Annotated in this window: 9 protein-coding genes; 3 read left to right on the top strand and 6 right to left on the bottom strand. The window is 69.6% G+C overall.

Annotated features, from left to right (window positions below):
* Positions 1-11: 11 nt before the first annotated feature.
* Positions 12-1,859, top strand: a complete 1,848-nt coding sequence (gene dnaK, locus FOF48_RS13150; protein ID WP_143901428.1) for a molecular chaperone DnaK — start codon at positions 12-14, stop codon at positions 1,857-1,859.
* A 3-nt stretch (positions 1,860-1,862) separates the two neighbouring features.
* Positions 1,863-2,654: a tetratricopeptide repeat protein gene (locus FOF48_RS13145; RefSeq protein ID WP_143901426.1), complete on the top strand. Its 792-nt coding sequence runs from the start codon at positions 1,863-1,865 to the stop codon at positions 2,652-2,654.
* Positions 2,655-2,667: 13 nt separating this feature from the next.
* On the opposite strand, the gene FOF48_RS13140 is transcribed toward FOF48_RS13145, so the two are convergent.
* The 6 genes from FOF48_RS13140 to FOF48_RS13115 all read right to left on the bottom strand — a co-directional run bounded on the left by FOF48_RS13140 (position 2,668) and on the right by FOF48_RS13115 (position 11,668).
* Positions 2,668-3,150 carry a MaoC family dehydratase N-terminal domain-containing protein gene (locus FOF48_RS13140; RefSeq protein WP_143901424.1) on the bottom strand — a complete coding sequence of 161 codons (483 nt, stop codon included), beginning with the start codon at positions 3,148-3,150 and terminating at the stop codon, positions 2,668-2,670.
* 2 nt (positions 3,151-3,152) lie between these two features.
* On the bottom strand, positions 3,153-3,548 hold the full coding sequence (locus FOF48_RS13135) for a MaoC/PaaZ C-terminal domain-containing protein (protein WP_143901422.1): 396 nt from the start codon (positions 3,546-3,548) through the stop codon (positions 3,153-3,155).
* A 119-nt stretch (positions 3,549-3,667) separates the two neighbouring features.
* Positions 3,668-8,839, bottom strand: coding sequence for a myxosortase-dependent M36 family metallopeptidase (locus tag FOF48_RS13130; protein ID WP_143901419.1), 5,172 nt, complete (start codon positions 8,837-8,839; stop codon positions 3,668-3,670).
* Between the two features lie 560 nt (positions 8,840-9,399).
* A complete protein-coding gene (locus FOF48_RS13125) occupies positions 9,400-10,563 on the bottom strand; it encodes an SDR family oxidoreductase (protein WP_186001887.1) in 1,164 nt (387 codons plus the stop codon).
* Between the two features lie 23 nt (positions 10,564-10,586).
* Positions 10,587-11,183: a dephospho-CoA kinase gene (gene coaE / locus FOF48_RS13120; protein WP_143901416.1), complete on the bottom strand. Its 597-nt coding sequence runs from the start codon at positions 11,181-11,183 to the stop codon at positions 10,587-10,589.
* A 2-nt stretch (positions 11,184-11,185) separates the two neighbouring features.
* On the bottom strand, positions 11,186-11,668 hold the full coding sequence (locus FOF48_RS13115; protein ID WP_143901414.1) for a hypothetical protein: 483 nt from the start codon (positions 11,666-11,668) through the stop codon (positions 11,186-11,188).
* A gap of 264 nt (positions 11,669-11,932) precedes the next feature.
* Between FOF48_RS13115 and FOF48_RS13110 the strand changes: the two genes are divergently transcribed.
* Positions 11,933-12,313, top strand: coding sequence for a cytochrome c family protein (locus FOF48_RS13110; RefSeq protein WP_235685685.1), 381 nt, complete (start codon positions 11,933-11,935; stop codon positions 12,311-12,313).
* Positions 12,314-12,324: the final 11 nt, after the last annotated feature.

The following is a 12,324-nucleotide window of genomic DNA, read 5'->3' as shown; positions in this document are numbered from 1 at the left end:
CATGCGTCCCCATGGCTGCTGAGCCCGAACCGCTGATTGGCATCGACCTGGGGACGACGAACAGCCTCGTCGCCACCGTGCAGGACGGTCAGCCCCTCATCATCAAGAACCGCACCGGCGCCCCCCTCACTCCGTCCGTGGTGGCGGTGTCGAAGAACGGCAAGCGCCTGGTGGGCGGCATCGCCAAGCGCCAGGCCATCACCAACCCGCAGGACACGGTGTCCGCGGCGAAGCGGCTCATCGGCCGCAAGTTCTCCTCGCACCCGGTGCAGGACGCGCTGCGCGCGCTGACGTACCAGGTGGTGTGCGGCCAGCACGACGACGTGCGCATCCGGCTGGCGGGCCGCGACCTGGCCGTCCCGGAGGTCAGCGCGATGATCCTCGCGGAGCTGAAGGCGGACGCGGAGGCGCACTTCGGCCGGCCCGTCACCCAGGCCGTCATCACCGTGCCCGCCTACTTCAACGACGGGCAGCGGCAGGCCACCAAGGACGCGGGCCGCATCGCGGGGCTGGAGGTCCTGCGCATCATCAACGAGCCCACCGCGGCGGCGCTGGCGTACGGCTTCGGGCGCACGGTGAACGGGAAGATCGCCGTGTTGGACCTGGGCGGCGGCACCTTCGACGTGTCGGTGCTGGAGATCAACAACGGCATCTTCGACGTGGTGGCCACCGGCGGGGACACCTTCCTGGGCGGCGAGGACTGGGACCACCGCATCATCGAGTGGATGGTCTTCGGCTTCGCCAAGGAACACGGCATCGACCTGCGCAAGGACCGGATGGCGCTCCAGCGGCTGAAGGACGCCGCGGAGAAGGCGAAGGTGGAGCTGTCGTCGGTGAAGGAGACGCAGCTGCACCTGCCCTTCATCTGCACCCCGCCGGGCGGAGGCGCCGCGCTGCACCTGCAGAGCACGCTCACCCGAGAGAAGCTGGAGGACCTGACGGCGGACCTGGGCGAGCGCCTGGTAGGCATCACGTCGGAGGTGCTGGGCGAGGCGAAGGTGCGCCCCTCGGAGCTGAAGGAGGTCATCCTCGTGGGGGGCATGTCGCGCATGCCTCGCATCGTGGATCAGGTGCGCCAGTACTTCCGCCGCGAGCCCTGCAAGGGCGTGCACGCCGAGGAGGTGGTGGCCCTGGGCGCCGCCATTCAGGCGCACGCCCTGGTGGCCCAGGAGGGAGAGCTGCTGCTGCTGGACGTCACCCCCCAGAGCATGGGCGTGGCGATCGCGGGCGGCTACGTGCGCCGCCTGATTCCGCGCAACACCACCGTGCCCACGTCCGCCACGGAGGTGTTCGCCACCTCCAAGGACTTCCAGCGCACGGTGAAGATCATGGTGCTCCAGGGCGAGCACGAGCTGGCGCACCACAACGAGCTCCTGGGGGAGTTCCTCCTCACCGGCCTGCGCGAGGCGCCGCGCGGACAGGTGGAGATCGAGGTGACGTTCGACATCAACGCGGAGGGCATCGTCTCCGTCTCCGCGCGGGACCGCGACACGGGCCTGCGCCAGTCCATCACCGTCACCGCCTCCAGCGGCCTCACCGAGGACGAGCTGCGCCGCATCATGGACGAGCAGCGCGACTGGCTGGTGGCGGCGCGCAACACGGAAGAGCTGAAGTCGAAGCGCGTGGAGCTGGACATCCTGGCCCGTGACCTGGTGGACGCGCTCTCCCGAGTCCGGCTCCTGCCCGGGGCCGGAGGGCTGTCCCCCGACGTCGTCGCCCAAGCGGAGGCCGCCCTGGCCCACGCGCGCCAGGCGCGCGCCGCCGAGGACGTGGGGGCGCTCACCCGGGCCTGCGAGGCGCTCGCCCAGAGCCTGCCGCTGCTGCGCTCGGCCGGACCGCGCGGAACACCGGGGAGGTAGCCCATGAACGCCCTCCGGGCCAAGGCGCTGGTCGAAGCCGGGTTGCTGTTGCGACTGAGTGGCGACATGGCCGGCGCGGAGAAGCTGTTCGTCCGGGCCCTGGAGCTGGACCCGGACAACGCGCGCGCGCGCCGGCTCCTCGGGCGGGACGGCGCTCCGGAGACCGCGGGCGCGAACCCGGGGCCCGGGGAGTCCGGGTGGAACCTCGCGGCCCCCGACCAGGAAGCGGACTGGGGGGCATGGGTGGGCCCGTCGTCGCCCAGCCCCGTGGAGCCGCTGCGCGACTCGGTGAGCCTGCCGGAGGGGACGGGGACGCGAGGCGACGCGTTGGACCTCATCGCGGAGGCCCACCGCACGCAGGAGTTCGGCCTCCCGGAGACCTTCGTGCCCGTGGGCGTCCTGCCCGAGGGCTCGGAGGTGGAGAGCCTGCTCCGGGGAGCGGAGGACCTGCTGTCGCTGGACGACCACTCCGGCGCGGTGGAGCTGCTGCGCCGGGCGCAGTCCCTGGCGCCGGAGAATCCCCGCGTGGAGGCGCTGCGCGACCGCAGCGAGCGCATCCTGGTGTCCATGCTGGAGGCCCGCCTGGGCGACCTGAACCGCATGCCGCGCGTGCGGTTGCAGCCGGACGACATCATCTGGCTCAACCTGGACCACCGCGCGGGCTTCGTGCTCGCTCAAATCGACGGCGCGGTGAGCTTCGACGACCTCTTCGCGCTGTCGGGCATGTCGCGCCTGGACACCGCGCGCATCCTCGCGCAGCTGCTCGACGAGGGCATCATCGCCCCCGGCGAGTAGGCCGCGCCTGCCGTCACGCGGAGCGGATGACAGCGGTCCACACGCCGCGCACCACGGGCTCGCCGCTGGCGTTGCGGGTCTCCGTGGTGACGACGAGGAAGTCCATCCCGGCCTTGCGATACAGCTCGGTGATGTGGCCCGTGGTGGTGAGCACGTCGCCCGGGCGCATCACGCCCAGGAACTCCAGCTCCTGTTCGCCGTGCACCAGCCGCACGCGGTCCACGCCCAGCTCCGGGTCCGCGATGGCGGCGCTGAAGGGGCGGATGGCGAAGACCACCGCGAAGCTGGGGAAGGCGATGATGTCGCCGTAGGGGCCCGCCTGCGCGGCTTCCCGCGAATAGAGCAGGGGGCTGACATGGGCGGGGGGCTCGCCGAAGGTGCCCGCGGAGGGCACGGAGCCTCCGAGGAGGAGGGAGAACTCGCGCAGCTTCTCCCGGCCAATCTCGTAGGTGAAGGGGCCGTAGGCGCGGCCGACGAATTTCGGGTCCAGGGCCATGGCTATCCGAGCGAGGTTTCCACGACGGCGCCCCGGAGGACGGGCTCGCCGCGCTGGTTGGTGGCGGTGACTTCGGTGCTCATCCGTCCGTCCGCGACGGCGGTGACGCGGCCTTGGAAGGTGACGGTGTCCTCGGGCAGCACGGGCCGGGAGAAGCGCACCTTCACGCGGCGCACGAGGCCTGGGTCGCCCACGAAGACGGCCACGGCCTCCACGGCCCAGCCCAGGGTGCAGAGTCCCTGGAGGATGACGCCGTTGAAGCCGGCGAGTCGGCCCACCTCCGGGTCGATGTGGATGGGGTTGTAGTCCCCGGAAGCGCCCGCGTAATACACCGGCCTCAGCCGGTCGCACTGGCGGACGTGGGTGAAGGTGTCTCCCACCTGGAACGTGCGTGCCATGAGGCGCGGGAGCCTACCGCGTCCGCCACCGGGGATGCCCGGTGGAAACGAAGAAGGGGGCGGCCCTCATCGTGAGGACCGCCCCCCGTTACTTCAGGGCTTCAGGACTGGACGACGCTCTACGCCTTGCGACGGCGCGAGAGCGCCATGGCCGCGAACAGCGCCATCAGCGGCGCCATGCCGCCCACGGAGCCGCCCGTGGAGGAGCAGCCGCCATCATCCTTCGGCTGCTCCGTCACCGGCTCCTCGTACTTCGCCACGGCGACCTTCACCTCGGCGGTGCTGGAGGCCCCGGCCGCGTCCTTCACCGTCACGGTGAAGGTGTAGTTCTCCGCGTTCGTGGACTTCTTCGCCGTGAAGCTGGCCTCGGCGGTGTCGGCGCCAGAGAGCGTCACGGACGGGCCACCCGTCTGGGCCCAGGCGTAGGTCAGCGCCTCGTGGTCCGGATCCGTGGACGTGGAGGCGTCGAGCTTCACCAGCTCACCGGGACGCACGGCCGAGATGATGCGGGCCTTGGCGACCGGCGCCTGGTTCACCTGCTTCACGTTCACCGTGTAGACGAACGGGCCGGCGACGGCGCCGTCCGAGTCCTTCACCGTCAGGCTGAAGGCCACGGCCGTGTCGACCTGGACCTCCGGCGCGGTGAACTTCAGCGTGGCCGAATCCGTGCCCGTGGCCGTCACAGCGGGGCCACCGACCTGGATCCAGGCGTAGGTGAGGGCGTCACCATCCGGATCCGTGATGCCGGACGCGTCCAGCTCCACGTTGCTGCCCTCGTCCGCGTCGATGGCGGCCGGAGCCTGGCCCACCGGGTGGCGGTTCGCCTTGCGGACCGTGACGTTGACCAGGTCCGTGGTGGACAGGCCACCGGAGGACACGGTGAGCTGGAAGGTCAGCTCGGTGGGGGCGCTGACGTCCGGCGCCGTGAAGCTCGCCGTCGCCGTGTCCGCACCCGTCAGGGTCACCGAGGGGCCGACCTTCTGCTCCCAGAAGTACGTGACCGCCGTGCCATCCGGATCCGAGCCGGAGCCCGACAGCGTCACCGTGGAGCGAGCGTCCGCGGCGATGTCCGCGCCGGCGTTGGCCACCGGAGCGCGGTCCACGTTCTTCACCGTCACGGCGACGGACTTCGTCGCCTTCGCGGCGCTGCTGTCCGTCACGGTGACCGTGAAGGTCAGCTGCGTGTCCGCCGTCACTTCCGGCGCCAGGAACGAGGCCTTCGCCTTGGTGGCGTTGGTCAGCGTCACGGTGGGCGTGCCGCCCGTCTGCGCCCAGGAGTACGTCAGGGTGCCGTTGTCGAGCGGGTCCGGATCCGACGAGCCCGAGGCATCCAGGACGACCGGCGTGGGGTCACGCTCGTCCACCGAGGCCTGCGCGGAGGCAACGGCGACCGGCACCTGGTTCACGTTGGTGATCTTGACGTCCACCGTCTTCGGGAAGCTCGTCTTGCCAGCCGCGTCGGTGACGACGAGCTGGAAGGTGAGCACGTCGTCATAGTCCACGTTCGCCACGAAGCTCGGCGTCGCGGTGTTCGCGCCGGTCAGCGTCACCGGCGTGTAGCCGCCCACCTGCGTCCAGTTGTAGGTGAGCACGGAGCCCGGGGCGGCGTCCGGATCGAAGCTGCCGGAGCCGTTCAGGGTGACCGTCGTTCGCGTGAACACGCCGCCGACGATGCGACCCTCGGCCACGGCCTGCGCCGGGCCCGGGTTGGCCACCGGGCGCACGTTGCAAGCGCCGGGCGTGGCGCCCTGGTCGGCCTGCGACGGGAACACGGCCGTGGCGCCGGTGAACTTCACGTCATCCACGTCCAGACCGTAGCCACCCACGGCCACGTCGGAGGCGACGCGGAAGCGGAAGCGCACGTTCTTCAGGCCCAGGCTGGGGAAGAAGTCACCGAAGTCGATGCTCGCCGCCGTGAAGGCCGGGAAGCCCGCGCTCACCCGCGCCATCGCGGCGCGGCCCTCGATGGGGTTCTGGCCGCCCAGCTGGATGGCGGCCACATAGCCCGGATCCGCGTCCACCACCGGGTACAGATCCCAGGGGTCGATCCAGTCGATGCCGTCGACCGTGAACTCCAGCACCGCGCCGTCGTAGGCGTAGTTGTAGCTGAAGTCGTACTCGAAGGAGTGACGGTACTTGTAGCTGATGGTGAAGTCCTGCGCTTCGTCCACCGTCATCCAGGGGCTGGTGAGGGTGATCTCCGCCGCGGAGGATGGAGACTGGCCGTGCGCGTACTGGTTGGCCGGCGTGCCAGACAGCGAGAAGTCACCGGAGGACGAGAGGTTCTGCGACACCGTCCAGGCAGACAGGCCGGACTCGAAGCTCTCCGTGTTGCTGACGGCCGGCACGTTGTCGTAGTTGACGCGGGGGTCGTACGTCACCGTCTTCGCCGCCGTCGGAATCTCCGTCGAGTCGAAGACGACCTTCAGCCCTGCGCGAGCGTTCGCACCCGACACCGCGGTGAGGCTCACCGGGATGGAGAGGGTGGTCTGCGCACCGCGCGACAGGGCGGGGACGGACACCGTGTTGCCCGCCGGGAACGCCAGGGTGGCAGTGGAGCTGGAGGTGCTGACCGTGCCGGTGAAGGCGCTCAGTCCGCCACCGCCCGTGTTGCGCACGACGAGCTTGAGCCGGCCCTGCTCGCCCACGTCCAGGATTCCATCCTGGTCGCAGCCGCTCACGCTGTCATCCAACTGGACGCTGACGACTTCCAGGTTGCCGCCGGAGGAGAAGCTCTCCACTACGCCCAGGTGGTCGAAGACGCTGCGGTCCGGCGACTTGGCGCCAAAGCCCATGCCGCGCTTGGCGAACGCCGCCACGAAGCGGCTGTAGTCGGCCGGGTCGTTGGCCTGCGCCACCGCCAGCACCGCGTCGCGCGCTTCCGTGTAGGTGGGCGCGTTCGGCGTCGCCTTGTAGGCGGCGACGAGATAGCGCTTCATGCGGTCCTGCGCCTCCGGGAACGGGTGCGCGTTCAGCAGGCTCGCGTAGCACTCCCAAAGCATCGTGGCCCACACTTCACCGCTGTTGTGGACCTCGCTGTTGATGTCCACTCGCGTGGAGTTCGAGTCGGCGGGCAGGGCGGTGTAGTTGGAGATGTGCTTGAACGTGTAACCGTTCTTGCTCATGTCCGTCGAGTAGGGCAGGCGACGGATGCCGTAGTAGTAGCCCTGGTTCTTGCCGCCGCTGGAGACGTATCCCGCGGTACTGTAGACGCCCTGCCAATTGTTGTTGCCGGGCTTGGTCACGTCCGACGCGCGCACCTGCATCAGCATCGCGTGGAAGTCACCCCAGCCCTCGCCCATCGAGCGGCCCTGGTTGTTGCTGAGGCCCGCGGCGTTACCGATGAGGCGGTTGCTGATGTAGTGCCCCCACTCGTGGGCGATGATGCCGTTGTCGAGTGTGCCGTCGCGGTCCTGGTTCGGCTCGCGCAGGAACTTCACACTCACCGGGCCAGTGGCCAGCCCGGCCTTCCACGCGGCGCCCGCCGCCTGGGTGATCATCAGCGAGGGAGTGGTGACCTTGGCGTCATCCGTGCCGTTGCCAGCCATGGCGCCGGGGCTGCCTGGCGCGTTGTTGACGATGACCGTGGCGAGCGCGCCCGCCTGCTGGGCGAAGAGCGACTTGACCACGAAGTTGCAAGTACCGCGGTCGATGAGGGCAACCTTCCCGGTGAAGTAGCCGGCGTCGAACGCGGCGCAGCCCAGCGGGTTGGTGGTCGGAGCAGCCTTGAGGTCCCCCGTCATGTCGTACGCCTGCTTGCCGTAGCTCGCGGAGGCGGCCTCGTAGACGCCGGCCAGGGTGGCGGGCGCCGTCACGGACAGCTCGGGCGTACCGTCGAACACGTACATCTGCATGCGCGGCGACGCACCGTCCGCCGGCGTGCTCATGTTCGCGTTGTTGCGGCCGCCGTAGTCCTGGGCCTGGGCCTGGATGGGGTCGCTCTCCGCGCCACCGCGGCCGAAGTTGTACGACTGGGCGTTGCCCGAGGCCTCGTCGAAGCCGGAGTCGTAGAACCAGTCGTGCAGGAAGTTGTTCACATAGAACAGGTTCACCACCGAGGCCTTGATCTGCTGGGGGCTGGACCCCGGCGCCTTGGTGGTGTCGTAGACGTACGCGAACGTGTTGGCGCTGGTCGTCTCCGCGCGGATGTCGGCGCTGTTCGGTTGGAAGCCGTCCGGCGCGGACAGGTCCGCGTACGCGTCCACGTTGTTGCCCGTGGTCTGCGTGGCGTTGGCCGGCAGCCAGGGGTCATTCTGGCTGTAGGGGCTGTTCGCCAGGGTGATGTCGTGCGCCGGGCGGTTCAGCGGGATCTGGAAGCCGTCGCGCGTGCCCGTGGGGTGCGGGGTCGCGTCGTTGCCCTGGGGACCGTCCTCCGGGATGAACGGAGACGTCGTGTCCGCCCAGACCTTGTACGTGAAGGGCGTGCCCGCCGCGTCCACGGTCAGGTCGTTGCGGAAGAGCACCGCGCCGGTGGCCGCCGACACCACGTAGGAGAAGTACTGGCTGGAGCGCGCCGCCTTCGGGCCGGCGTTGACCTCCACGTACCAGGCGGGCTCGAGCGCGCCGGACATCGTGAAGAACACCTGCCGGGCACGGGCCGGGACGGCCAGGTCCTGCGCCAGCGTGGACTTCGCGCCGGGGGACAGCTCGAAGTAGGTGTAGTCGCCCTGCGTGCCCGCGTTGATGAACGAGGTGGCCTGCGTGCCGGAGCCCGTCAGGTCCTTGAACGCACCGGAGACCGCGTCCGCCGCGCTCAGCTGGAACGCGCCGCGCGACTTCGTGCGGGCGGTGAGCGTGAGCTCGGACGGGGCCAGGTAGCCGCTGACGGCCACCAGGCGCAGGTCCTGGCCCATGATGACCTTCAGCTCGTTGCGGAAGACCGGGATGCCGTTCACCGTCTGGTTGAAGGTCGCGACGATGGCGCCCTTGCCGGTGTTGTGCATCGCGCGCAGCGAAGCGCCCGAGACGTCGTCACGCGACAGCCGGTAGCTGTCCGCCACGGTCTGCAGGTGCGCGCGCGCCGCGTTCTCCGCCGTCATGCCAGCGCGGATGACGGACTTGGACAGCGCTCCGTCCTGGGTCGCCCACGCGAACGTGGGCACGCCGAGCCGCTGCTCGGTGTGCTCGATGCGAAGCCCACGGGACACGGCCGTGTTGGTATCCACGGCCAGCGAGCGAGAATCCCGCTGCTCCAGGAACGCGTCGAAATTCGACCGCTCCTTGGCCCACGCGCTGGTACCCGCGACGGGCACCAGCAGCAGGCTGGTCAACAGTTTTTCCCTGAGACGCATGCGCCTTCCTTCTTGGGGGTGATGAACTGCCGGACGAGGGGACTGCTTGTGACGACGACTGCACGGAGAGGCACGCCGGGGGTGGCGGACCTCCCCTTACGGACCGTGGACCGCAGGTGGACAACAGCCCGATAGGAGACGCATCCCAACGCCAGAGGTCGCATTGACGACGCGGCAGGGGGCAGCGTGAAAAGGCGAGAGGGCAGGGGCGCGCGGACCTCGCGCGGGATGCTGAGACAGACCGGACAGGCGAGGCGCCACCCCCGAACCCCGGGGCGCCAACTCGAATCGCCTGTCAATCGTCTCCGGCAAGCGCTGCTCTCCAAACAACGTTCAGGTCACGGTCGTGTTCACCGCGCCGGATTCAGTGCGAGCGCATGCTAACCAGGACACTGTTTCGTTGAAAAGAGGGGGGGGCAGCAACTTTGCGTTAGCAATCCAGTAACAATTGGCAGTCTGGAATAAGCTGGGCCGTGAGCCTGAATAAACCGGGGCAGGCAGGCGGCCGGTCACGCGCGGTGGATACCGCGCCGCACCTTGCGTCCGGGCGGCATCCCTGCTCAGCGGCGCGAGCGCCGCGCGGAGGCCTCATCACCGGAGGGCAGGGGCCCGTGGTCGAGCGGATCCTCCACCTCCGCGCCCTCCCGGCGCTGCTTGTACTGTTCGCGCACGTAGGCGACGAGCTGATCCAGGTACGACGACAGCGGCGGGCAGCGCACGCCCGTGCCGTCGAGCAGCTCCAGCGTGTTGTGGCAGTTGTAGATGGCCAGGTGGTTCACGTAGCTGATGGCCGCGCGCTGGGGCCGCGCCAGCTTCTCCAGCACCGGCAGCCGCAGCATCACGTCCGCGGCGCGCGCGGACAGGTTGAAGCGCGGCAGCCGCTTGTGCGCCTTCTCCGCGATGAGCTCGTACACGCGCCGCGCGCTCATGGGGTTGGGGTCCACCAGGTGGAAGGTGCGCCCCTTCGCCCGCGCATCGCGCGACAGCCGCCACACGGCCTCCACCACGAAGTCCACCGGGACGACGTTGAGCGGCGCGACGCCGTTGCCCGGCAGGGGCAGCGGCACCACCAGCGGAGACGTGACGAGCAGGATGCCCAGGTAGTAGGGGCCCTCGAACCGGTCGATCTCCCCCGTGCGCGAGTCGCCCACCACGCTGGACGGCCGGAACACGGTGACGGGGAGCGTGGCCGCGGCCCGCTGCACCAGCCGCTCCGCCTGGAACTTCGTCTCCTCGTACGCGTTGCGGAAGGACTGGGCCCGGTCCAGTTCGTCCTCGGCGATGACGCCCACCCGGTCGCCGGACACGTAGCAGGTGGAGAAGTGGTTGAAGCGCGACAGGTTCTCGCAGTCGCGCGCCAGCTCCAGCAGGTTGCGCGTGCCGTCCACGTTCACCCGCCACGCGGTCTCCTTGGGCACCCCCAGCTGCGACACCGCCGCCAGGTGGAAGATGTCCGTCACCCGCTCGCACAGGCGCTGGTACTCCTCGCCGGACAGGCCCAGGTGCATGTCCACCGCGTCCCCGGTGAGCAGCTCCACGCGCGCGCCGTTCACCTTCGCCGCGAGCGCCTGCGCTTCCTTGAAGGCCTTGGGCTGCACCAGCGCGTAGATGTGCCCTTCCGGGTCCTCCCGCGCGATGTGCTCCACCAGCCGCTTGCCGATGAACCCCGGATAGCCGGTGATGAAGTAGGTGCCTGGCCTGTGCGTCGTCGACGTCTCACTCATGCGCGGCGCAGCATAACCGCCTGTCAGCCGCGCGCGAGCATCGCCCGCCACACGGCTTCCACCTGTGGACGGGTGGCCTCCGGCGCGCCGCTGTTGTCGATGACCCACGTCGCGTGCGCGCGCTTGTCGTCCAGCGACAGCTGCGCCTGGAGTCGCGCCTCCGCTTGTTCCGCGTCCAGCCCGTCGCGCGCCATCAGCCGCGCCTTCTGCACGTCGCGCGGCACCCACACCACGGCCACGCCCTCCATCGCCGTGTGGAGCCCCGTCTCGATGAGCAGCGGCACGTCATAGATGGCGTGGGTGATGCCCTCCGCCTCCAGCGCCTGGAGCTTCTGGAGGAACAGGGCGCGCACCTCCGGGTGCACGATGGCGTTGAGGGCGGCGCGCTCGGCGGGGTCCGCGAAGATGTGGGCGCCCAGCCGGACCCGGTCCAGCCGGCCGTCGGGACCCACCACCCCGGGGAAGCGTTCGCGGATGCGCTGGAGCCCGGGCGTGCCGGGCTCCACCACCTCACGGGCGAGCACGTCCGCGTCCAGCACGCGCGCGCCCAGCTCTCGCAGCATCCGGCTCACCGTGCTCTTGCCGGAGGCGATGCCGCCCGTCAGGCCGAAGACGTGCACGGCTACTTCGCGGCCTTGGGCGTGGTGAAGACGAAGGACTGCACCGTCTTTCCGTCCTCGTTGAAGAAGATGGCCACGCCCAGCTTCACGTAGAGGAAGTAGGTGCGGAAGTCGTCGGTGAGCTTGCGCAGGTAGCAGGGGGTGGCCGGCATGGCGCCGGCCGGGCACGCGGCGCCGTAGCTGTTCTCGATGGTGTCCTTCTCGATGACGGGCGCGGGGAACACGTCGATGCGCTCCACCAGCTGGGTGGCCGGGTCCACCTTGAACTGCGTCTGGGTGGTGCCCTTGATGGCCTCCTTGGAGAAGTAGGCCAGGATCTCCTTGCCGTCCTGGGTCATGGTCCGGGACGGCTCCCCGAACTTCTTCACCACGTCCTCCTTCTTGGAGGTCCCGGGTTCAATGCCCTGCCACGGCTTGGCGGAAGCAGGAAGGGAGACAGCGACGGCGGCAACGGCGAACAGGACGGCAATCACGGGGGTCCGCATCTCGACTCCTCCCTAGCGGATCAGGCAGGCACGCCTCAAGGTCCGTTACCTCAAGCCACGCGCCTGTCCACCCGGTATTCAATCACGAACGAGACGCCTTGCCCCCTCCTGGGGCCTCTGCTACGTGCTCAAGGCATGCGTTCTCGTGCCTTCCGGGTCTTTTCCGCCCTCCTGCTCGCCGTTTGTGGCGGTCTTGCCGGTGCCGCGGACTTCACCGGCCCCGACAGTTGCAAGGGATGCCACCCGGAAGCGTACGACGCGTGGATGAAGTCCAAGCACGCCCGGGCCACGGAGACGCTGGCGGAGGGGCAGAAGAAGGACGCGCGCTGCCTGTCCTGCCACGCGCCGGACCAGTCCGAGCAGTCGCTCACGGCCGTCACCTGCGAGACGTGCCACGGGGGCGGGCAGTACTACTCGCCGTCCTACGTGATGAAGGACCCGGAGCTGGCGCGGCTGGTGGGGTTGGTGGACCCGTCGGAGAAGCAGTGCCGCACCTGCCATGACGCCTCGTCTCCCTCGCTGCGCCCGTTCGACTTCAAGGAAGCGCTGAAGGCCATCGACCACTGGTCCGCCGAACGCGCTCGCAAGCAGACCCGCGCGGACGCGGCCCCCTCCACGCCGGCTCCTGCCACGGCGAAGAAGTAAGTGACCCCCGC

This window comes from Corallococcus sp. Z5C101001, assembly GCF_007352635.1.
In the GTDB taxonomy this organism is placed as follows: Bacteria; Myxococcota; Myxococcia; order Myxococcales; family Myxococcaceae; genus Corallococcus; species Corallococcus silvisoli.
Note: the sequence above shows the minus strand (reverse complement) of the source record. Positions and strands in the feature narration are given on the sequence as shown.

What these genes read in the sequence shown, in the direction of transcription:
- FOF48_RS13145 (WP_143901426.1), top strand. Translation starts at nt 1,863, where the DNA reads ATGAACGCCCTCCGGGCCAAGGCGCTGGTCGAAGCCGGGTTGCTGTTG.
- FOF48_RS13130 (WP_143901419.1), bottom strand. Translation starts at nt 8,839, where the DNA reads ATGCGTCTCAGGGAAAAACTGTTGACCAGCCTGCTGCTGGTGCCCGTC.
- dnaK (WP_143901428.1), top strand. Translation starts at nt 12, where the DNA reads ATGGCTGCTGAGCCCGAACCGCTGATTGGCATCGACCTGGGGACGACG.
- FOF48_RS13110 (WP_235685685.1), top strand. Translation starts at nt 11,933, where the DNA reads ATGAAGTCCAAGCACGCCCGGGCCACGGAGACGCTGGCGGAGGGGCAG.
- FOF48_RS13140 (WP_143901424.1), bottom strand. Translation starts at nt 3,150, where the DNA reads ATGGCCCTGGACCCGAAATTCGTCGGCCGCGCCTACGGCCCCTTCACC.
- FOF48_RS13135 (WP_143901422.1), bottom strand. Translation starts at nt 3,548, where the DNA reads ATGGCACGCACGTTCCAGGTGGGAGACACCTTCACCCACGTCCGCCAG.
- FOF48_RS13115 (WP_143901414.1), bottom strand. Translation starts at nt 11,668, where the DNA reads ATGCGGACCCCCGTGATTGCCGTCCTGTTCGCCGTTGCCGCCGTCGCT.
- FOF48_RS13125 (WP_186001887.1), bottom strand. Translation starts at nt 10,563, where the DNA reads ATGAGTGAGACGTCGACGACGCACAGGCCAGGCACCTACTTCATCACC.